The sequence below is a fragment of the Oscillatoria sp. FACHB-1407 genome (assembly GCF_014697545.1).
Taxonomy (GTDB): domain Bacteria; phylum Cyanobacteriota; class Cyanobacteriia; order Elainellales; family Elainellaceae; genus FACHB-1407.
The window spans coordinates 416,861-437,511 of the sequence record NZ_JACJSA010000002.1; the positions used below are offsets into that span (position 1 = coordinate 416,861).

At 52.0% G+C, this 20,651-nt stretch carries 18 protein-coding genes; 9 read left to right on the top strand and 9 right to left on the bottom strand.

Translation table 11 applies throughout. The annotated features are described in order from the left end of the window. Positions 1–37: 37 nt before the first annotated feature. The gene (locus tag H6G89_RS05005; protein WP_190504163.1) at positions 38–1,450 is read right to left on the bottom strand and encodes a phosphoglucomutase/phosphomannomutase family protein; all 1,413 of its coding nucleotides are present in this window, start codon (positions 1,448–1,450) and stop codon (positions 38–40) included. Here H6G89_RS05005 and H6G89_RS05010 point away from each other — a divergent pair. Further along, a complete protein-coding gene (locus H6G89_RS05010) occupies positions 1,441–1,611 on the top strand; it encodes a hypothetical protein (RefSeq protein WP_190504400.1) in 171 nt (56 codons plus the stop codon). The genes H6G89_RS05005 and H6G89_RS05010 overlap by 10 nt on opposite strands. A 257-nt stretch (positions 1,612–1,868) precedes the next feature. On the opposite strand, the gene H6G89_RS05015 is transcribed toward H6G89_RS05010, so the two are convergent. The 3 genes from H6G89_RS05015 to H6G89_RS34325 form a co-directional block, all read right to left on the bottom strand. Continuing rightward, on the bottom strand, positions 1,869–2,594 hold the full coding sequence (locus H6G89_RS05015) for a hypothetical protein (RefSeq protein ID WP_242059825.1): 726 nt from the start codon (positions 2,592–2,594) through the stop codon (positions 1,869–1,871). Continuing rightward, a complete protein-coding gene (gene rsmI / locus H6G89_RS05020) occupies positions 2,578–3,432 on the bottom strand; it encodes a 16S rRNA (cytidine(1402)-2'-O)-methyltransferase (protein ID WP_190504164.1) in 855 nt (284 codons plus the stop codon). The genes H6G89_RS05015 and rsmI overlap by 17 nt, the downstream gene beginning before the upstream one ends. Before the next feature lie 312 nt (positions 3,433–3,744). Further along, the gene (locus tag H6G89_RS34325; protein ID WP_199336527.1) at positions 3,745–3,867 is read right to left on the bottom strand and encodes a D-galactonate transporter; all 123 of its coding nucleotides are present in this window, start codon (positions 3,865–3,867) and stop codon (positions 3,745–3,747) included. On the opposite strand from H6G89_RS34325, the gene H6G89_RS05025 reads away from it, so the two are divergent. Then, positions 3,866–4,774 carry a PfkB family carbohydrate kinase gene (locus tag H6G89_RS05025; protein ID WP_190504165.1) on the top strand — a complete coding sequence of 303 codons (909 nt, stop codon included), beginning with the start codon at positions 3,866–3,868 and terminating at the stop codon, positions 4,772–4,774. The genes H6G89_RS34325 and H6G89_RS05025 overlap by 2 nt on opposite strands. 370 nt (positions 4,775–5,144) lie before the next feature. Here the strand turns inward: H6G89_RS05025 and H6G89_RS05030 are convergent, their stop codons facing one another. Beyond that, positions 5,145–6,404: a lipid-A-disaccharide synthase-related protein gene (locus H6G89_RS05030; protein WP_190504166.1), complete on the bottom strand. Its 1,260-nt coding sequence runs from the start codon at positions 6,402–6,404 to the stop codon at positions 5,145–5,147. Between the two features lie 64 nt (positions 6,405–6,468). Here H6G89_RS05030 and zds point away from each other — a divergent pair, with 64 nt between their 5' ends. The 3 genes from zds (at position 6,469) to typA (ending at position 10,581) form a co-directional block, all read left to right on the top strand. Then, positions 6,469–7,914, top strand: a complete 1,446-nt coding sequence (zds, locus tag H6G89_RS05035; RefSeq protein WP_190504167.1) for a 9,9'-di-cis-zeta-carotene desaturase — start codon at positions 6,469–6,471, stop codon at positions 7,912–7,914. A 166-nt stretch (positions 7,915–8,080) separates the two neighbouring features. Further along, positions 8,081–8,527 carry an SRPBCC family protein gene (locus H6G89_RS05040; RefSeq protein ID WP_190504168.1) on the top strand — a complete coding sequence of 149 codons (447 nt, stop codon included), beginning with the start codon at positions 8,081–8,083 and terminating at the stop codon, positions 8,525–8,527. Positions 8,528–8,790: 263 nt separating this feature from the next. Then, positions 8,791–10,581: a translational GTPase TypA gene (gene typA / locus H6G89_RS05045; RefSeq protein WP_190504169.1), complete on the top strand. Its 1,791-nt coding sequence runs from the start codon at positions 8,791–8,793 to the stop codon at positions 10,579–10,581. A 332-nt stretch (positions 10,582–10,913) separates the two neighbouring features. Here typA and H6G89_RS05050 read toward each other — a convergent pair whose 3' ends face one another. Further along, positions 10,914–11,870, bottom strand: coding sequence for an isoaspartyl peptidase/L-asparaginase (locus tag H6G89_RS05050; RefSeq protein ID WP_190504170.1), 957 nt, complete (start codon positions 11,868–11,870; stop codon positions 10,914–10,916). A 24-nt stretch (positions 11,871–11,894) separates the two neighbouring features. Continuing rightward, entirely contained in the window at positions 11,895–12,071 is a 177-nt protein-coding gene (locus H6G89_RS05055; RefSeq protein ID WP_190504171.1) for a DUF2256 domain-containing protein, read from the bottom strand. A gap of 174 nt (positions 12,072–12,245) precedes the next feature. Between H6G89_RS05055 and H6G89_RS05060 the strand changes: the two genes are divergently transcribed. The 3 genes from H6G89_RS05060 to H6G89_RS05070 all read left to right on the top strand — a co-directional run bounded on the left by H6G89_RS05060 (position 12,246) and on the right by H6G89_RS05070 (position 16,433). Continuing rightward, positions 12,246–13,046, top strand: a complete 801-nt coding sequence (locus tag H6G89_RS05060) for an RNA methyltransferase (RefSeq protein ID WP_190504172.1) — start codon at positions 12,246–12,248, stop codon at positions 13,044–13,046. Positions 13,047–13,312: 266 nt separating this feature from the next. Then, a complete protein-coding gene (locus H6G89_RS05065; protein ID WP_199336528.1) occupies positions 13,313–15,112 on the top strand; it encodes a serine hydrolase in 1,800 nt (599 codons plus the stop codon). 373 nt (positions 15,113–15,485) lie between these two features. Then, entirely contained in the window at positions 15,486–16,433 is a 948-nt protein-coding gene (locus H6G89_RS05070; protein ID WP_242059826.1) for a hypothetical protein, read from the top strand. Here the strand turns inward: H6G89_RS05070 and H6G89_RS05075 are convergent. Next, complete coding sequence (locus H6G89_RS05075) at positions 16,420–17,637, bottom strand: homocysteine biosynthesis protein (RefSeq protein ID WP_190504174.1); 1,218 nt, start codon at positions 17,635–17,637, stop codon at positions 16,420–16,422. The two genes, H6G89_RS05070 and H6G89_RS05075, sit on opposite strands and share 14 nt — an antisense overlap. A 174-nt stretch (positions 17,638–17,811) precedes the next feature. Here H6G89_RS05075 and rbsK point away from each other — a divergent pair, with 174 nt between their 5' ends. Next, the gene (gene rbsK, locus H6G89_RS05080) at positions 17,812–18,738 is read left to right on the top strand and encodes a ribokinase (protein ID WP_190504175.1); all 927 of its coding nucleotides are present in this window, start codon (positions 17,812–17,814) and stop codon (positions 18,736–18,738) included. A gap of 95 nt (positions 18,739–18,833) precedes the next feature. On the opposite strand, the gene glmU is transcribed toward rbsK, so the two are convergent. Continuing rightward, on the bottom strand, positions 18,834–20,207 hold the full coding sequence (gene glmU, locus H6G89_RS05085) for a bifunctional UDP-N-acetylglucosamine diphosphorylase/glucosamine-1-phosphate N-acetyltransferase GlmU (protein WP_190504176.1): 1,374 nt from the start codon (positions 20,205–20,207) through the stop codon (positions 18,834–18,836). Between the last annotated feature and the right edge of the window lie 444 nt (positions 20,208–20,651).

Genomic DNA, 20,651 nt, shown 5'->3' on the forward strand with positions numbered 1-20,651 from the left:
CCTACTCCCTACTCCCCATCCCCCACTCCCTATTCCCTCACCCAATTGCCTGAATCATCTCCTGCATCGCTTGAGTGATCTGCTTTTGCTGCTCAAGAGTGACAGTTTCCATGTAGACGCGCAGTAGGGGTTCGGTGCCGGAGAGCCGTAGTAAGATCCAATCGCCATTCTCCAGGTAAAGTTTGATGCCGTCTTTGTAGCCCACATCTTTAACGAGGATTCCGGCGATCGCCGTTGGCGGAGATTCCACAAAGGTCTGCAAAATCTTCGATCGCTGAAATGGGCTGAGTCGCAGATCAACCCGGTGGTTTAATAATGGTCCTCCCACTTCGGCAATCAGATCATTAACTAGCTGGCTCAGGGGCTTGTTCTCATAGGCGATCGCCTCCAAAACCAGCAGGTTTGCCAGAATCCCATCTTTTTCAGGGATGTGTCCCAACACGCTCAATCCGCCCGATTCTTCGCCACCAATCAGCACCGGGGTTTCGCGCATCTTTTGCCCAATGTATTTGAACCCGACGGGAGTTTCGTACAGTTCCAGCCCATGTTGTTGAGCAAAGATGTCTAACAAACGGGTGGTCGCTACGGTACGGACGATCGCCCCAGTTTTGCCTTTGTGTTTGATTAGATGACGCGCCAGTAAAAGCATCACTGTGTTAGGAGGTAGACAGTTGCCCTGTTCATCCACAATGCCGTAGCGATCGCTGTCTCCGTCCGTGGCTAATCCCACTGCTGCTCCATCTCGCCGCACCGCTGCAATTAACTCAGTCAGGCGATCGCCTTTGGGGTCAGGCATTCCACCACCAAACAACACATCGCGGTAATCATGCAACACCTCAACGGTGCAGCCACAATGCTGTAACGCCATATCGAGATAGCCGCGAGAGGTGGAATAGAGGGCATCATACTTAACCGAGAGATGCACCTGACGAATGCGATCGACATCGAGGAACTGGTAGAGCGATCGCAAATAGTCGGGTCTGGGGTCAAAATAGGTGATTAGAGGGGAATTCTGCTCGGTGGGAGCGATCGCTGACATGTGGGCAATGGCTGCGGTAATGGCATTGGTAATCTCATTGGTGGCAGGACCCGCATAGTCGGGGATGTATTTGATGCCGCAATAGGAAGCCGGATTGTGACTGGCGGTAAACATCAACGCCCCTGCCGAGTTGAGATGCTTGGCATGGTAGGCGATCGCGGGTGTAGGGCAATCTCGATCCGCCATTTTGACCTGCCACCCTGCCTCAACCAACACCTGAGCCGCTGTCTGAGCAAACTGATCTGCGAAGAAGCGAGTGTCATAGGCAACCAGGACAGGGCGATCGTGCGAGTAGGTGGTGGAGAGATAGTGGGCGATCGCACGAGTGACCCGACAGACATTAGCGAAGGTAAAATCATCAGCAATAATGCCGCGCCAACCATCGGTTCCAAATTGAATGGATGTTGTCATGGGTCGATTGTCATAGGTCAATCGTCAGGGGGCATGGGTCAATCGTTAGTGGTCAATGGTCAGTAGTTAATGGTCAATGGTCAATGGTTAGTGGTCAATGGTCAGTAGTTAATGGTCAATGGTCAATGGTTAGTGGTCAATGGTCAGTGGTCAATGGTTAGTGGTCAATGGTCAATGGTCAGTGGTCAATGGTCAATGGTTAGTGGTCAATGGTCAGTAGTTAATGGTCAATGGTTAATCGTCTTTGGTTGATGCTGCTGAGGTTGACGATGCTCAGTTGAGAGCTTTCTTATCCTTTATCCTTCAGCCTTCAGCCTTTATCCTTTATCCTTCATCCTTTATCCTTCATCCTTTATCCTTCAGCCTTCAGCCTTTATCCTTCATCCTTCAGCCTTTATCCTTCTTTTTTCCCTTCTTCCTATTGAGCACAATTTTCGGAGAGGCAGACGATCAAAACCGATTGGATTGTAGCTCCTTCTCGAAAGGTTTGAGTTTCGTTAAATTCGCCGATGGGTGAGGGGTAAACCCCGGCTGTCTCGGTGTTGCCGTTCCCTGTTGCAAAGGAGACATTGTCGGCGGGTTGGTCTTCAAAGCGAGCATACTCTCTCGACTCGTTGGAGGTGCTGTAGGACAGGGTAGCTTTGCCGTAGGCTGCCTCTGCCTGTTGGATGGAGGTTCCGGGACCGACCCCTGCTGCGGTCTTGAAGCTGGGGTTGTCGGTGAGCAAACCCTGAATCACGTCTGCATCTTGCAAGGGTTGACCCGCCAGATGCAGGATGTAGTATTTCACCTCGCCAGATTGACGAACGGCGATCGCATCAAAATCGACGATGAAGGGCGACTTAACCTCAAACTCAGCCGATGCGCCCAGTTTTTGTTTGAGTTCCCCAAGCGTCATGCCCAGACGCGCTTCACCGATCCCCTGCTCTGAGATCAGGTTCGGTTGAACGGCGGTTTCAGAGGGAGAGGCAGCGGGAGTGGGGGTAGCGGTGGGGGTTGCGTCAGTGGTAGGTGACTGGGGAGATGGCTCTGGAGAAGAGGTCACTTCAGGAGCAGAGTTGCAACCCGCGATGACGACTAAGCCCAACAGAGCAAGACCGATACGGTGAGGCGAATTAGGATTCAGGTTAAGAAATCGTGTCATCGGAGATAGAAAGTGCCAACTGATAAATTTCACGACGAGAAAGAGAGGTTTGCTGTGCCAATTGCCGACTCGCCTGTGAGCGAGATAAGCCTTGATGGATTAACTGCTGTAATTCTGCTTTAAGAGCCGCTTCTGAAAGTAGGGGTTGGTTTGATTCTGCCCCGGTCAAGACAATGGTAAATTCACCCTGCGGCTCATGGGTTGTGTAGTGCGCGATCGCCTCTTCTACAGTACCGCGCCAAAACTCTTCGTGCAGCTTGGTTAATTCTCGCGCCAGCACAATGGAGCGATCGCCTCCTAGAGTTGCCGCCATATCATCTAACGTTTGCCGCAGTCGATGAGGCGACTCATAAAAAACCAGGGTGCGGGGTTCCGTTTGCAGCGTTTCCAGGCGATCGCGCCGTTCGTTGCCTTTGGCAGGGAGAAATCCTTCAAACACAAAGCGATCGGTGGGCAACCCTGCCGCACTGAGAGCCGTAATCACCGCACTGGCTCCGGGAATGGGTACGACTGGAATCCCCTCCTCAACACAGGCTTTCACCAGGTCATACCCCGGATCGGAAATGCCGGGAACCCCTGCATCGGTGACAATGGCGATCGCCTTTCCCTGCTGCAACCGATTCAACAGATCCGGCAGACGACTGGTGCGGTTGTGTTCGTGATAGCTGACTTGGGGAGTTGTAATCTGAAAGTGTTGCAGCAGCTTTCCAGTGTGGCGTGTGTCTTCGGCAGCGATCGCATCCACCTGCTGCAATACGGCGATCGCCCGGAAGGTCATATCTTCCAGGTTGCCAATGGGCGTGGCGACGACATAGAGAGTACCAGCTTTAACATCCATTACTTAAAATGAACCGACTTGGAGATCAGTCGATCAATTGTTCATTGTCAATTGTTAATGGTATCTGTCATTTGTGGATAGTCAATCGTGGATTGGTGGCGAATGAATTCGCGGCTACTAGAGCGAAGTCCACCGACGTGGACTCCGGAAAATCAAGGTTTGACGAACCGACTCAGGTCGGTTTTGCTCCAATAGATGCGGTTTTAACCGCCGAAATCCTGATCCCGAATTCACCTTAACTATCAACGATTGACCACTAACCATTGACTATTGACCATTGACCATTGACCACTGACTACTGACTACTGACCACTAACTATCAACGATTGACCATTGACCATTGACCATTGACCATTGACCATTGACCATTGACCATTGACCACTGACTACTAACCACTGACGATCGACCATTAACAAAACACCTCGATCAGACATGACCTATTGTGGATTATTTGTCGGAATCACAACGCTGGATCTGATCTATCTGGTGGAACAGGTGCCAACCTCCAACCAAAAGATTGTTGCCCTAGATTCCATTGTGGCAGCAGGAGGTCCGGCAACGAATGCCGCAATTACCTTTGCCCATCTCAACCAACAAGAGGTCGTTGGTCAATGCGCCATGTTGCTAGCCGCATTGGGAACCCATCCCATGACCCACCTGATTCGAACCGATGTGGAATCGAGGGGAGTGGCGATCGCGGATCTGATTCCCAATCAGGCTTTTGTCCCACCTGTCTCCTCCATCCTGGTGACGCAGGCGACCGGAGAACGGGCAGTCGTGGCTTTAAATGCAGTTAAGCAGCAGCTAGGAGTTGAGGCAATTCCTGCCGCTGTTTTAGAGGCGATCGCTGGCAAACTCATCGATATTGTGTTGATTGATGGGCATCAAATGGCTGTGGGAGAGGCGATCGCTCAACAGGCTAAAGCCAATGGCATCCCAGTCGTAGTGGATGGCGGCAGTTGGAAGCCTGGATTTGATCGGGTCTTACGCTGGACAGACTACGCCATCTGTTCCGCCAACTTTCATCCTCCCGGATGCACTACAGAAGCCGATGTGGTTGTCGCCCTGAGAGACTTGGGGATTCCCAAAATTGCCATCACCCATGGAGAGCAACCTATTTTTTATTACGACTCCCTCGACTCAACGGGCATCGCACTGCCCGTTCCTCAAATTCAAGCCGTTGATACCTTAGGCGCAGGTGACATCTTTCACGGGGCGTTTTGCCATTACATCTTGCGATCGCCCTTTGCAGAGGCATTGGCGCAGGCAGCCGCGATCGCCGCTCAAGCCTGTCAGTACTTTGGCACCCGCCGTTGGATGGAGGGGAAGAGAGAAGAATGAAAAAAGAAGAGAGATAAAGGAAAGGATAAAGGATGAAGGATGAAGGATAAAAAAAGAAGAGAGATAAAGGAAAGGATAAAGGATGAAGGATGAAGGATAAAAAAGAAGAAAGAAGAGAGAAGGATAAAGGATGAAGGATGAAGGATAAAAAAAGAAGAGAGATAAGGGAAAGGATAAAGGATGAAGGATGAAGGATAAAAAAGAAGAAAGAAGAGAGAAGGATAAAGGATGAAGGATAAAAGTGGGTGTGTCCAGAAATTTGCGTGAAACCCCTGCTGCCTTTGCTCTATCCCACCTGCGACTAAAGTGCGGGCGCATAGCTACAGGGACAGACACACTTTAATTCACGGTTTCACAGATAGGGACGCGATTAATCGTGTCTTTGGAATCGTTCCATTAGCTTGCCTGCAATGCGCTGGGCGGCTCCAGCCGTTCCCATCCGGCGATGACCATTTTCGGCAATCAGTTGGAGGCGATCGGGATCTTTCAACAAAGATTGCAGGACGGTTGCGGCTTGAGCGGGTTGCTTCACCAAAATGACTGAGGCTCCCAATAAACGAGTTTGCGCTTCAGCAAAAGCCGGAGTGAACTGCGGCCCCTGCCCCGGAATAATAATGGCGGGTTTGCCCAGTCCAACGAACTGTTCCGTAGCGGTGCCTGCCATTGCGATCGCAAAGTCGGCTTGATGCAGGCAATCCGCAAAGGCGGTTTGGGTCAAAATCATCTGTGGGCGTGGGGCACGCAGCCCAGGATGCAAGGTGTAGGTTTGATTGGCAGTAGACGTGGCGGTGAGTTGCCAGCCTTGAGTCTGTAGGGTCTGTTGTAAGGGAGCAAGGTCAAGACCAGGCGCGATCGCCCCCAAAAACAACACGGGTTTGTTGGGAAATGCGGCGACAATGGCAGCGATCGCTTGCATGATTACCTGCCAGTTTTCGTAGGCTTCTGGTGGACGAGAACCCGGTAATAGCGCAATTGTTAATGTCTCTGAAGAAACCCTTCTTCCCCCAAGCAGGGTTTTGGTTGGCTCCAGTCCATCCATCATGGGGTTGCCCAAATCAAAGGCATTTATTCCGCGTCGTCTCAGATACTCTGCCGTCAGTCCATCTCGTGGGAATACGGCTCGACATCGCTTACGGCTCATCAACCAGCGATCAACGGGATGAAAGACCGAATCTGACCAGCGTTCCAGGCGATCGGCAAACCACGACGACCGGGGCAACAGTCCGGCTTCATCGCGCAAGTAATATTCTGACCGAGCTGTACCGACAAAGGCGTAAGGAGCACCGCTCCACCAGGCAAACAACAGCGGCACCACATCCCCCACCGCCAGGATGACTCCCCCCTGCCGTGCCCAGGTTTTCACGACTCTGAGTTGCTTGAAGGTCAGTTGCAGCAAGCCCCCTCGCAGATCGCGCACCAATTGCCGACTGTCCATGTAAACGAATCCACCGGAGGGCATCCGTTTTACCTGTCCGGCGATCGCAATCCCGTGATCTCGATAGGCATGTCCCTCACCCACCAACGGCAGTGCCGCGATCTCAGGCTGGGATGGGTGCTGTTGTAGATGCTGGAGAATGCGGAGGGCGATCGCATCCTCGCCGTGACCATTACTTAAACACAAAAGTTTCATGGACTCATTGTACTGACGCCTGAACCCTTTACAATACGTAAAGAATATGAGTAGGACAGGTTGAATGCGAGTCGCGATCGTTGGTGCAGGATTAGCAGGTCTGGTGACAGCTATTGATCTGGCAGATGCCGGACATCAGGTCGAAATCTTTGAATCTCGCCCGTTTGTCGGCGGCAAGGTGGGCAGTTGGGTGGATGCCGACGGCAACCATATTGAAATGGGGTTGCACGTCTTCTTCTTCAACTACGCCAACTTGTTTGAGTTGATGAAGAAGATTGGTGCATTTGAGAATTTGCTGCCCAAGCAACACACCCACACCTTTATCAACCGGGGTGGTGAAGTCGGTACACTGGATTTCCGCTTCCCGATTGGCGCACCCTTTAACGGACTCAAAGCCTTCTTTACAACCGCCCAGTTATCTCTGCGCGACAAACTGCAAAATGCGATCGCCCTGGGTACAAGCCCTATTGTGCGTGGTTTGATCGACTACGAAGGGGCAATGAGAATGATTCGAGCACTCGATCGCATCAGCTTTGCCGACTGGTTCCGCCAACATGGTGGCTCAGAGGGCAGCCTCAAGCGCATGTGGAACCCGATCGCCTATGCTCTGGGCTTTATCGACACTGAAAATATCTCGGCTCGGTGTATGCTCACCATCTTTCAGATGTTTGCCGCCAAGACCGAAGCCTCTAAGCTCAATCTGCTGGCAGGTTCCCCCTACGAGTATCTGCATAAACCCATCCTCGACTATCTGGAAGCACGCGGCACCAAAGTCTACACCCGTCGTGGCGTTCGCAAGGTACTGTTTGAGGATGCTGGCGATCGCACCAAAGTGACTGGGTTGGTCGTTGCTAACGGCGATAGCGAAGAGACGATCGCTGCCGATGTCTATGTCTGTGCTTGTGACGTACCGGGAACCCAACGCTTGTTACCGGAGGAATGGCGACGCTGGCAGGAGTTTGACAACATTTACAAGCTCGATACGGTGCCTGTGGCAACCGTGCAACTGCGGTTTGATGGTTGGGTCACCGAAATGGAAAACACGGCTGAACGCAAGCAACTCGACCATGCCGCCGGAATCGACAACCTGCTCTACACGGCTGATGCAGATTTTTCCTGCTTCGCGGATCTGGCTCTGTCCAGTCCTAAAGACTATTACCGCGAAGGACAGGGATCGCTGATTCAAGCGGTTTTGACTCCGGGTGATCCGTTTATCAAACAAAGTAACGAGGCGATCGCTCAACACGTCCTCAAGCAAGTTCACGACCTTTTCCCCTCGTCGCGGGAACTCAACATGACCTGGTATAACGTCGTCAAACTGGCGCAATCGTTGTATCGCGAAGCCCCTGGTATGGATGTGTATCGTCCAGACCAAAAAACCCCCGTCTCCAACTTCTTCCTGGCGGGCAGCTACACACAGCAAGACTACATCGATAGCATGGAGGGGGCGACGATTTCAGGACGACGCGCTGCTAAAGCAATCCTAGAAAGGATAAAGGATGAAGGCTAAAGGATAAAAAATTAGAACATCCAAAACACTCTCCTTATCACTACTCAGAGATCCTTCATTTCCCAATTCCCACCTCCACCTTAATTTCTCATCTCTTATTCTTTCCTCATCTCTTACCTTTTATCCTTCATCTTTTATCGTTTATCCTTTCCTCCTTCTTCCCCCTATGTCTGACTGGTTAGAACACAGTGTGCAAGTCGAAGTTGAAACACCCATCGATGTGGTGTGGAATTTGTGGTCTGACCTGGAGCAGATGCCCCGCTGGATGAAGTGGATCGACTCCGTGAAAGTATTGGAAGACAACCCAGAGCTATCCCGGTGGAAACTGGCAACGGGCGGGTTGGAGTTTAGTTGGCTCTCCCGCATTTTGAAGGTAGTGCCCCACCAGATCATTCAATGGGAATCGGTGGATGGTCTGCCCAATCGAGGTGCCATTCGCTTCTATGACCGGGGATCCAGCAGCATTGTGAAGCTATCAGTCTCCTATGCGATTCCGGGCTTTCTGGGTAAGTTGATGGACAACTTGTTCCTGGGGCGGGTGGTGGAGTCCACGATTCAAGCGGATCTGGAGCGGTTTCGAGAATATGCGTTGAAAGCCTATACCCCTCAATAGGGCGATCGCCTCAAAACCAGGCATGATTATTGACCACTAACTATTAACAACTGGCTATTGACCGCTGACAATTGACAATTGACCACTGACAATTGACCACTGACAATCGCCCTCAAGTTAGTAAGCGATTTGAAAAGGGGTAAGCTAGAATTGTAAAGGCTTCTTTACCAGGATTGTGGTTTAACTCCTAGAAAAACTTTGTTAAGAAGCCCCGGTTATCCGATAACCTCCTCTTAAATTTCACCCCTTACTGGAATTTCTTTATGACTCTGCCGATTCGCAATGTCGCCATCATTGCCCACGTTGACCATGGCAAGACAACACTGGTTGATGCTCTGCTGAAACAGTCTGGTACATTTCGAGAAGGCGAAGAAGTTCCAGATTGCGTCATGGACTCCAATACGTTGGAGCGTGAGCGGGGAATCACCATTTTGTCTAAGAACACCGCTGTTCGCTACAAAGACACTCTCATCAACATCGTCGATACTCCGGGTCACGCTGACTTTGGCGGTGAGGTAGAGCGTGTGTTAGGCATGGTAGATGGCTGCATCCTGATTGTAGATGCCAACGAAGGCCCGATGCCCCAAACTCGGTTTGTACTGAAGAAGGCTCTGGAAAAAGGGCTACGTCCCATCGTCGTTGTGAACAAGATTGACCGTCCCCAGGCTGATCCCTATGGGGCGATTGATAAGGTGCTGGATCTGTTCCTGGAACTGGGCGCAGACGATGACCAGTGCGAATTCCCCTATTTATTTGCGTCCGGTCTATCCGGCTATGCCAAAGATGCACTGGACGATGAGCCTGTCGATATGGCTCCCCTGTTTGAAGCAATTCTGCGGCACGTTCCACCCCCTGTTGGTGATGTGGATAAGCCTCTGCAACTGCAAGTCACCACGCTGGACTACTCCGATTATCTCGGTCGCATCGTCATCGGCAGAATCCACAACGGTACAATCCAGATGGGTCAGCAGGCGGCTCTGGTGAAGGAAGATGGCTCTATCGTCAAAGCCAAAATCACAAAGCTGATGGGCTTTGAGGGTCTGAAGCGAGTTGACCTGCAACAGGCGAGCGCAGGCAACATTGTTGCAGTATCGGGTTTTGCAGATGCCAATATTGGTGAAACCATTACCTGCCCTAACGAACCGCAGGCGTTGCCCCTGATCAAGGTGGACGAGCCAACTCTGCAAATGACCTTCTCCGTCAATGACTCTCCCTTTGCGGGTCAAGAGGGTACCTACGTGACCTCCCGGCAAGTGCGCGATCGCCTCTTCCGGGAATTGGAAACCAACGTGGCTCTGCGGGTTGAAGAGACTGACTCCCCTGATAAGTACTCTGTGTCGGGTCGGGGTGAGTTGCACCTAGGCATTTTGATCGAAACCATGCGCCGTGAAGGCTATGAGTTTCAGGTATCTCAGCCGCAGGTGATTTACCGCGAAGTTAGTGGTCAGCCCTGTGAGCCTTACGAATTGCTGGTGCTGGACATTCCCGAAGAAGCCGTTGGCGGTTGCATTGAGCGATTGGGTCAGCGTAAAGGCGAAATGCAAGACATGCGGGTTGGCGGCAATGGTCGCACCCAATTGGAGTTTGTGATTCCAGCACGGGGCTTGATCGGCTTCCGGGGTGAGTTTATGCGCCTGACTCGTGGGGAAGGCATTATGAACCACAGCTTCCTGGATTACCGTCCGCTGTCGGGTGATATCGAAGCGCGTCGCAATGGGGTATTGATCTCCTTTGAGGAAGGCACAGCAACCTTCTATGCCATGAAGAACGCGGAAGACCGGGGCGTATTTTTCATCACGCCTGGAACGCGGGTTTACAAAGGCATGATCGTTGGGGAGCACAACCGTCCTCAAGATCTGGAACTCAATGTCTGCAAAACGAAGCAGTTGACCAACCACCGAGCCGCTAGCGGTGAGGAATTGGTGCAGTTGCAGGCTCCAGTGGATATGAGCCTGGAGCGGGCACTGGAGTACATCGGACCGGATGAACTGCTGGAAGTTACCCCTGAGTCAATTCGCCTCCGCAAGCTGTCGAAGAAGCTCGTCAAACGTTAATTTGCTCTACTCTCGTTCCCAGCCTCCTGGCTGGGAATGCCCCTCAGTGGCTTTGCCGTTTGTGCTTAGCAGAGGTAGAACCTCCGATTTCCAGGCAAAGCCTGAGAAACGAGACAGTTCACTTTGAGAACTCCAACTTCGTCGAGAAGTTGGAGTTCTTGAGTTTTAGGGTTAACAACTGGCGGTTGCAGTGGGTAAATCTAGTAGTTGGGGGACTGAACCCGGCGAATGAATTCACGGCTATTGGAACGAAGTCCGCCTATGCGACTGAAGGTTTTGAACCTGCGTAGGCAGGTTTTGGTCTAGTAGCTGCGGTTTCAACCGCCACTCCCCTAACCGTCAGATGCACCCGTTTGCAGTCCGGTTGGGAGTTCCAGCGTATCACCAATGCGATCGCCATCGTGATATGCCGCCAGCAGAACTTCACTGGTCTTGCCCCATCCGATCGCCCCATGTGCATCAATGGCGATCGCCCCAAAGTCACGGTTATGCTGGTGTGCCTCCAGGAACGATCGAGCCAATGCCTCTGATAGCGGTAATCCGTCTGTGACTCGAACGACGATACGGGCTGCCAGACACTCATCAATGATGTCTTCCCCAATGCCCGTACAACTCACGGCAGCATGGGCTGTGGCATAGTTTCCGGCAGGCATCGCAGAGTCGCTGACTCGACCAATGCGCTCAAAGCCTTTGCCCCCGGTTGACGTTCCGGCAGCTAAGCGTCCCTGGCTATCCAACACAACGACCCCAATCGTGCCGCGTCCAGCTTCTGTCACCAGTTCCTTTTCAGCTACCACACCTGCCATCTCTTTCGAGAAGTTACCCTGCCGCTCCAGAATCCACTCTTGCAAGCGAAGCTCGGTCAGGGGATCGTAGGCTGGGATTTGCAGTTCTCGCAGCAGTTCCGCAGAACCATGATCTGACAAGATGCGATCGTCTGAGTCTTGCAAAAACTGCGCCAGGTTAATCGGGTTCTTTACCCGCGACACGTTAATGACACCGCTAAACCGTTGTGCCATGCCGTTCATTAGCGAGGCACTCATGCGAATCTGCCCATCAGATTGCAGCACTGACCCAGTCCCAGCATTAAACCGGGGATCGTCCTCCAGTAACTCGCATCCACGGACAACAGCCGCTTCAGCACTCGCCCCAGATAACAATAGGGCGTACACATCTTGAATAACCGCATAGAGGGATTGACGAACCGCTTCGACACCACCCTTACCTTTTAAGGAGCTTCCGGCTCCACCATGGATAATCAGTTTGGGTTGAAATTGACCCGTTGGCATATCTAACAAACGTCCTGGAAAATCCTAAAATTTCTCTTCTTCGGGGTCGGCTTTTGCTGTAGAACGACGACGCCGACAACGCTCTGAGCAGTATTTCACCTCATCCCAACAATCTTCCCATTTTTTACGCCAAGTAAAAGGTCGCTGGCATACCGGACACATTTTTGTTGGCAAATCAGATTTAGAACGAGCACGCGCCATAGAACAAAAAGGATTTACAGGGTTTAAGGTTGCAGGGGCGGGTTTAGTCAGTCCGTCGTTAGTTTTACCTACGCTTTGAGCAAAACCCGTCCGTATCAGGATTTGAGATGAATACGCTAATCTAAACCTACCATTCTGAAATGGGTCATGGTGTGTAATGTTTAGGAACGGGGCATGGCAGAGACAGGGTTAAGCCAGGTGCGAATTGTGCTGGTGGAGCCAGCAGGGGCACTGAATGTGGGTGCGATCGCCCGTGTGATGAAAAACATGGGGTTACAACGGTTGGTGTTGGTTAATCCACAATGTGACCCGTTGGGGGCAGAGGCGCGACAAATGGCAGTCCATGCGGCAGATGTTTTGGAGTCAGCTACACGAGTCGCAACTCTACCAGAGGCGTTAATGGGGGTGCAGCGAGCGATCGCCACAACAGGACGCGATCGCACCACTCTAGACATTACCCTGGAGCATCCCAGAACTGCACTGCCCTGGTTATTACCCCTTAATTCAGAGGATGAATTAGCCTCTGCGCTGATTTTTGGACGCGAAGACCGGGGATTAACCAATGAAGAACTCAACTACGCGCAACGATTCATTCGCATTCCCAGCAGTGCGGACTATTTATCCCTCAATCTGGCACAGGCAGTTGCGATTTGCTGTTACGAACTCCACTGTTTTATCAACGCAGATCCCTCAGACTTAACAGGTTCAATAGGACGGACTCCGCCAACTACTTGGGTTCCTCACCCAACACACGACCCAAATTTAGCAACCCTCGACTGTTTGGAAGGCTACTATCAGCAATTGGAGACATTACTGCTGAAGATCGGCTACCTCTATCCTCACACTGCTGCTAGCCGTATGGAAAAGTTTCGCCGTTTGTTTAACCGAGCCTATCTATCGGATGGCGAAGTTGCGATGTTACGGGGAATTCTGAGTCAAGTGGAATGGGCGATCGAGCAGGGGAGTAGGGAGTAGGGTGTGAGGGTGTGAGGGTAGGGGAATGGGAGAGGGAAATAGCTAAAAACCGTAATTCTTAGTGACAAACGGATTACTTTTGAGACGTTTACCGCTACAATGCAGCAAACTCGTTGCAAACGTTTGTACTGACGTATTGAGAATCAGATCTATATAGCTGCTCTCGACCATAGAGTATTGATATGCTCGTGTTGATTGAGCGATGCTAAGCACTTCCCCCCAGGGGTAATCGCATTCTCTGCCCGTCGCCCTGGAGACATAGCACTATGCTGGAGCCTAACAAGCCATCAAAATTCATGCGTCGGCGGTTGGTTCGTCAAAAGTCTGCTCGCTCTGTACCGCCAACCCCAATGCGACCGCCGGAGGGACGACCTCTATTGCCACCTCCCGGCACTTCACCGGAGATGAGACAACCTGGCTATCCGCCTCAGCCTGTGCCTTTGAGCCCGGCACAGCGGCGGGTTTCACGCCAGGTCAGACGTAACCCCTCAGTGCCGGAGGACAATAATCGCTTTAACCTGCGGCATCTACTGAATGATCGTCCTAACCCCACTGGGAGATCACAGCAACGACGCAAAGATGGGAAGACCCCACCGCGATCGCGTGCAGATGCCACTCCAGGACAAGTCTCCTATTCTATTTCGCCCATCCACCCTGGTGCCCGATCTCAGTCCAATTCCATTGCACCCATTCCCGGAGCGTCGCGGCACACTCGCTCTAAGCTGACTCCTCTTCGTCGTCCAGGAGAGGGGGCTACTCCAGGGCAAGTGCGTGTCCTTAATCCCTATCCGGTGGCTCCTCCGGTTCCTACTGGGGTGCAGCGATCGCAACGTCGTCCTCGTCGCAAGCCTTCTGCGGTGCTCTATGTGACACGACTCCTGATTTTGGGTATCGGTGTGGGGGCGATCGCCGGAACCATGTTGTCCGTTTGGGATCCGGCTAGCCGTGAACGTCCCAATTCACAACCAGCAGCAGGATTGCCTCTGAATGGGGCAGAAAATGCCTCTGTCTCAGTTACGAGCCGAGATTTGACCCCAGGCGCAATTTCACCGCTACCCGTTTCCCTGAAGCTGGGTCAACCGATTGCTCCACTCACCACCAGCATCCAAACCCTCACAGCGCAATATCCGGGGTTAAGTCCTGGTGTATTCATCGTGGATTTGGATACAGGGGCTTACCTTGACCTCAATGGAGGAACGATCTTCTCCGCTGCCAGCACAATCAAAGTGCCGATCTTAGTGGCATTTCTACAAGACGTAGATGCGGGTAAAGTTCGGCTCGATGAGATGCTGACCATGCAGCAGGCTGACATTACGGTTGGCTCAGGTGATATGCAAGATCAGCCGGTGGGCACTCAATACAGTGCTTTAGAAACGGCGATCAAAATGATCACCATCAGCGACAATACTGCCACCAATATGCTGATCACCCGCCTGGGTGGGGCAGAGGCACTCAACCAGCGATTTCGCTCATGGGGCTTGACGAATACACAGATTCGTAACCCTCTAGCGGATTTGGAAGGTATGAACACCACAACCCCTAAAGATCTAACCGGGTTGCTGGCGATGGTAACTCAAGGCGATTTGTTGTCGTTGCGATCGCGCGATCGCCTCTTTGACATCATGCAAGCCACTGTAGCCAACTCCCTACTTCCCAGTGGGTTAGATCAAGGAGCTACGATCGCCCACAAAACGGGCACCATCGACACTATGGTGGGGGATACTGGCATTGTTGATATGCCCAACGGCAAACGCTTTATCATTACAGTGATTGTGCAACGTCCCGTAGATGATGAGCGTGCCTCGGAGCTGATTCGTCAGATCTCTAGAGAGGTTTATCAACACTTTAACAACGCTCAAAATCCCCAACTGGGTAGCCCTCTGCCAACGCAGGTATCACTCCCCGGTTCAGGGCCAGCTTCAACTCGTGTATCCTCAGAAGACAACCAGTACCCAACTGGTCATTCCTTACCAGTGCCCAATCAATCTCCCAATTCCCCTCTGCCAATCGGTAGCCCCTATCCAAATATGGGCATTCCAACCACTCCTACGAGGGGTAGCCAGTAGCAGATATTGCCTCTGCTTCACATAAAAAACCCTGACGATGGCAATAGCGGTTGTATAAACAAAATGGATGAGCAAAGCCGGGGCAATCAATTTCGACCTCGTTGTGTCTGGCAGGTTAAAACCAAGTGAATGCTAACCTAGTGTTTAGCCTAAATTGGTTTCCTGTTCCAGTGGTCAATGGCAGGCAGATCCGTCTCTTTGATTGGGTATATCTCTGCCATAAGGAGGTTTTATGAGTTCTTCCCAGAGCCAGTCTCCCCAGCCGCCTAAGTCGGCTTCGTCTCCAACTCCATCCGATACTCGGGCAACACCGCCTGAACCTTTGCCTCAAATAGAAACTTCTATGGATCAGCTCTCAGCCTCAACACTCGCCATGGATTCTTCCGCTGCCACACCTGATGAAACATCCGATCTGACCGTTGATACCTCTGATACGACTGCACTTAATGATAGTAGCGACTCTGACGCAATCATGCGCCAACAGCCTATCCCTCCGGCTAGCGAACCCATGCAGTATCGGGCGATCGGATTAATTCGGGGAAAATACACTGCCTCAGAAGAACAATTCACTCGCGGTACCTTAACCACCGAAGATGGAGTTCCCATTGATGCTGTGCTGTTAGGGCGAGTCATGAGCCTGGTGAAAAAGCACCTCGACCTGGAACAGAGCCATCTGTGGGTGGTTTACCCCCGTACTCGCAACAAAGACAACGATTTACATGCCCAAATCGTCGGTGTATGGGAACCTGAGAAGCTGAATAAGGCGATCGCTTCTCCTGAAGAAACCACGTCTGAGTCAACCAGCCCTGAAGCTCCATCTGAGTCTCCGTCTGAACCGGAAGAGAGTGCTGCTAATCCCCAGGAAGACTACTTCTCCATCCGGGGTGAAGTGCTGTTTTACTCGCTTGAAGAGGAACGGTTGATCGTCAAGATTCAACAGTCTCCGCGTAAGGGTGACGAAGAAGGTAAATCCTTTAAGCTCAATCTCAAAGGCACTTTGGAAGGCAAAGTTGTTGGTTATTTTTGGGATTTGAACGTACAACGGCAAGATAACTTATTGGTCGTTCAAGATGGCACCATGATTGCCCTTGTGCCACCCAAAAAACGTGGCAAGACCAAGAAGCCGTTCCGGGGAGGCAGACCTGGCGGTGGTGGCGGTCGCAAACGGTGGGATGGTCCTCCACGGGATGGACAGCGTCCGTCTGGTGATCGTCGGGGAGGCGATCGCCCAGGAGATCGGTCAAATGTGGGCGCACCTCCTGCCCGTCGGGAGGCACTGCCCAAACCCATCAAAAAGAAAAGTCAGCCTAATCCAGACTAATCTGGGCACCCCAACGGTCTTGGGATAAAAAGGCTCGGTCTGTCGGAATTGGAGCGATTGGTTCAGTCAGGGTAAATTCCCCGTTGCTGATCCATTGCTTCAATTCTTCGGCAATTTGGCGAGATAGAAAAATGCTGGCGAGGGGCGCAACCCGCACCGACTTACCATCGATGGTGATACGCCCAGTTTTAAGTTGGGCATAGCTGACTAACCCAAAGGTGGGACGCACTCGCCGGGGAATCGAAAAATCAACGACAGGAGCTACTAAATCGGCATCCTGAACCGCACAATGCTGAATTACCTCCTCATTCAGCACAGGCAGTGGCACTCCAACACCCAACATAATAGAGGGACCATAGCTCTTAAAGTGACATCCCTTAACCCACTGGGGGGTCATTTGTTTCGCATCACCGATTAATGCCAGTGTGGCAGCAGGTCCAATCGGGGTACGATTGGGCAGTCGTTTTTGTAACGGGAAGTGTTGCGTTCCCTCCCAGGCAATGTAACCGACACCCCCACCCAAAAAGATACGAGTGCCAATGCCAATCACCTGTAAGTCTGGATCATTCCACAGGGGTGAAATAGCCCCAGGATTAGAGTAGACGGCATTACCGAGTCGGGGTTGGAGCGGTCCTAAATAGGTGAAGAGAGGGCGATCGCCCCCATTAACCCCCACAATGAAGTTTTGATAGAGATTTCGAGGGTTGAACAGATAAAACTGGTTGATCGTGTCACGGGTGATCGTCGTCTCCACTGACGCACGCGGATAGCAGTCTGTCACTTGCCCGATCGCTCTCAGTCGTACTGGCTTTCCCGCGATCAAATCAGCGATTACGTGCCCACCGCCCCGCTCTCGGATGGGGTTCCGCAGGGCAGACTCATCCGCATCAACGCTCTCTCCGGCGGCTCCATAGTCAGCCACTTGAGTCGCTCCCAGGTATAAATCTACTGCCCCAAAACCAGAGTAGGCAGGCACTCCATCCAGCCAACACTGCCGAATCTTGATAGGAGGGTCAGTATGCCCCAGGTTGATAATCGCTCCAGAAGATTCCATCGGCTCAAATGTGCCTGTTGTGATCACATCAACCTTCTGTGCTGCTTGCGTTACGCCAATTTCTTGAACTCTGGCTTTTAACTCTTCGACTGTCCAGACAACTGCACGGTGGGCTTGAATTTTTTCGTTAATCTCTGCAATTGTTTTCATGGTCAGCAGTTAAACAGCGGCATCACTGATCATTGATTATGCGGTATTAAGTTAAAAGGCAGGAGGCAGAGGGTAGAGGGGTAGAGGGGTACCTACTCTTTTACCGTACTCCCCCACTCCTTTACTCCCTTACTCCCCCACCCTCGACTCTCCTACTTCCCCACTCCCCCACTTATGCCCATCATCGTATTTGGCAGCATCAACATGGATTTGGTCGCAAACACACCCCGTTTGCCCCGTCCTGGAGAAACCCTGACAGGGCATCGTTTTACAACTATTCCGGGTGGTAAGGGAGCCAATCAAGCTGTGGCAGTTGCTCGATTAGGAATACCCACGGAGATGGTGGGGCGAGTCGGGGGCGATCGCTTCGGCGAGGAACTACTGACCAGCTTACGGGCATCGGGGGTGGGGTGCGATCGCGTTCTTCAGGACAACACAACCCACTCTGGAGTGGCGATGATTGCGGTGGATGACTCCGCTGAAAATCAAATCATTGTCATCCCTGGGGCAAATGGACAGGTTGACCCTACTGATCTGCAACGATTCACCGACGTTTTATCGACTGCCAGTGCGCTGCTCCTGCAACTGGAGATTCCTCTGCCTGCTGTCGTTGCAGCCGCTCAAGCTGCCAAAGCGGCAGGGGTTCCCGTTATCCTCGACCCGGCTCCGGCTCCGACTCACTTGCCGGATGAGTTGTATCCTCTCATCGAGATCCTCACTCCCAATCAAATTGAGGCAGGTCAACTGGTGGGGTTTGAAGTCAATACCCTGGATCTGGCAGCCGATGCGGCAACTGTACTCCATCAACGAGGTGTATCAACAGTCATCGTCAAATTAGGCAAACAAGGAGCCCTCTGTAGCCCAGCGAACGGAGAACCATTTCAGGTGCCTGCATTTGTGGTAAAAGCGATCGACACGGTTGCAGCAGGGGATGCTTTTAACGGGGGATTAGCGGCTGCATTGGCAGAAGGGCTGTCCCTACGACAAGCCACCCGATGGGCAGCCGCCACGGCTGCCCTATCCGTTACTAAAGTCGGAGCACAATCCTCTATGCCCAGCCGAGAGGAGTTGGAGGCGTTTTTAGCAACCCCTGGGGTTTGAGGAATGGGGAGTTGAGGGGTAGGGGAGCCGTGAAAGGGTAAAGGAGTAAAAAGACGCGATGCATCCCGTTTGTACGAGGGTAAGCGTAGAAGCAATTACGCTTTGTTCTCTGCATCCGAGGCTGACTTCAACCGCCAACCGGGTTTCACCACTTGGCGCGATCGCGCAATGACCAACGCATCATCACCGACGTCTTCCGTAACCGTTGAACCAGCGGCGATCGTCACATCTGAGCCAATAGTAATCGGAGCCACTAAAACACTGTTCGACCCGGTTTTTGTGCGATCGCCGATGATCGTGCGGTGTTTTCTGACCCCGTCATAGTTAGCTGTAATGGTGCCTGCACCGACATTTACCTTTTCACCCAGCGTGGCATCGCCAAGATAAGACAGGTGCGCGACTCCTGTGCGATCGCCCAAAGTAGAGTTTTTTAGCTCAACGAAATTGCCGATGCGACAGTTATTGCCCACCTGTGCGTGCCCTCTTAAGTGAGCATAGGGACCAATCCGAGTATTTGCCTGCACAACACTGTCGCTGACCACTGAATACAAAATGGTCACACTCTCGCCAATGGAACTGTTTTCAATCAGGCTACCAGGACCAATACGGCTCCCCGTTTGAATCGAGGTCTTGCCCCGCAGATGAGTTTGCGGCTCAATGACCACATCGGGTTCCAGTTGCACGGTGTCGTCGATAGTGATGCTGTCTGGATCAATCAGGGTCACTCCTGCCCTCATCCAATCTTCTTTAACGCGAGTTTGCAGAATGTCATAAGCCGCTGCCAACTGTTTGCGATCGTTAATCCCTAGAATCTCCTCGTAATCCTCAACATCCACCGCCATGACGGGCTTGAGATAGTTAACCGCATCAGTCAGATAGTATTCTTTCTGGTCATTGCTGGAGGTCAGTTGAGGCAGCACTTGCGCCAGCCGTGACCATTGAAAGCAATAGACCCCTGCATTAATGCGACGGTTTTGCTTTTGAGCAGGGCTGCAATCGCGATCCTCGACAATTTGAGTCACGATGTTATTGCCGTTGCAAAAGACCCGACCATATCCTTTAGCATCGGGCAGATGAGCCGTCAAAATCGTAGCGGCATTTTGTTCTTTCTGATGGGTTTTCAGCAACAGCTCCAGCGTCTCTGGGCGCAGAAGAGGGACATCCCCATTCAACACCAGCAAATCACCCTCAAAGTCTTGTAGATAGGGGATGACCTGCTGAACGGCGTGTCCTGTGCCGAGTTGTTCAGTCTGCTCAACAAACTCTAACCCCGGATAATGTGCCAGTGAGTTTTTCACCAACTCACTGTTATATCCCACGATCACGAGTTGTCGGGTCGGATTAATTTTAGAGAGGCTTTGCAGAACTCGCTCAACCAGCGATCGCCCGCCCAGGGAATGCAATACTTTCGGAAGGTGAGATTTCATGCGTGTCCCACGTCCAGCCGCCAAAATTGCTACCGCTACCATGCTCACAGCTCACATAATTCGCTCAATTCATCCCACGGAGTATAACCTGCTTCTGGCTTAGCGAGTAACCTTATTCCAGCGCAAATTCATTGCGACGTTTGAGCACTCATTTAACCTAAGTTTGGGATGAAGATTTTGGCGGTTGAAACCGCAGCTGTAGTAAAGGGCTGAGGGGCTGAGGGCTGAGGGCTGAGGACTGAGGCTGAAAGGCAGGCAATACGTCACGTGCAAAGTGAGAGATGTTCTAATAAACCGTTCAGTTGCCATGTAGGGACAAAATTGACCTGTGTTGGTTTGGCAAACCCTTGATTTTCCTTAGGAATGGGAATTAAGGTAATTCGATCGATATTGGGAAGGGGCGGGTTTTGTTGTCAAATCCATGGCAGCGTGCAGATGGGTCTGCTAAACCCGCCCGTACAGTTTGCGGATTTATCGAATCCATGA

Coding starts and splice junctions, on each gene's coding strand:
- H6G89_RS05060 (WP_190504172.1), top strand. CDS start 12,246: ATGGCAGAGACAGGGTTAAGCCAGGTGCGAATTGTGCTGGTGGAGCCA.
- glmU (WP_190504176.1), bottom strand. CDS start 20,207: ATGGTAGCGGTAGCAATTTTGGCGGCTGGACGTGGGACACGCATGAAA.
- H6G89_RS05015 (WP_242059825.1), bottom strand. CDS start 2,594: ATGACACGATTTCTTAACCTGAATCCTAATTCGCCTCACCGTATCGGT.
- H6G89_RS05030 (WP_190504166.1), bottom strand. CDS start 6,404: ATGAAACTTTTGTGTTTAAGTAATGGTCACGGCGAGGATGCGATCGCC.
- H6G89_RS05070 (WP_242059826.1), top strand. CDS start 15,486: ATGGATTCTTCCGCTGCCACACCTGATGAAACATCCGATCTGACCGTT.
- rbsK (WP_190504175.1), top strand. CDS start 17,812: ATGCCCATCATCGTATTTGGCAGCATCAACATGGATTTGGTCGCAAAC.
- H6G89_RS34325 (WP_199336527.1), bottom strand. CDS start 3,867: ATGTCTGATCGAGGTGTTTTGTTAATGGTCGATCGTCAGTGGTTAGTA.
- H6G89_RS05075 (WP_190504174.1), bottom strand. CDS start 17,637: ATGAAAACAATTGCAGAGATTAACGAAAAAATTCAAGCCCACCGTGCA.
- H6G89_RS05010 (WP_190504400.1), top strand. CDS start 1,441: ATGTTGTCATGGGTCGATTGTCATAGGTCAATCGTCAGGGGGCATGGG.
- H6G89_RS05065 (WP_199336528.1), top strand. CDS start 13,313: ATGCTGGAGCCTAACAAGCCATCAAAATTCATGCGTCGGCGGTTGGTT.
- typA (WP_190504169.1), top strand. CDS start 8,791: ATGACTCTGCCGATTCGCAATGTCGCCATCATTGCCCACGTTGACCAT.
- H6G89_RS05055 (WP_190504171.1), bottom strand. CDS start 12,071: ATGGCGCGTGCTCGTTCTAAATCTGATTTGCCAACAAAAATGTGTCCG.
- zds (WP_190504167.1), top strand. CDS start 6,469: ATGCGAGTCGCGATCGTTGGTGCAGGATTAGCAGGTCTGGTGACAGCT.
- H6G89_RS05040 (WP_190504168.1), top strand. CDS start 8,081: ATGTCTGACTGGTTAGAACACAGTGTGCAAGTCGAAGTTGAAACACCC.
- H6G89_RS05050 (WP_190504170.1), bottom strand. CDS start 11,870: ATGCCAACGGGTCAATTTCAACCCAAACTGATTATCCATGGTGGAGCC.
- rsmI (WP_190504164.1), bottom strand. CDS start 3,432: ATGGATGTTAAAGCTGGTACTCTCTATGTCGTCGCCACGCCCATTGGC.
- H6G89_RS05005 (WP_190504163.1), bottom strand. CDS start 1,450: ATGACAACATCCATTCAATTTGGAACCGATGGTTGGCGCGGCATTATT.
- H6G89_RS05025 (WP_190504165.1), top strand. CDS start 3,866: ATGACCTATTGTGGATTATTTGTCGGAATCACAACGCTGGATCTGATC.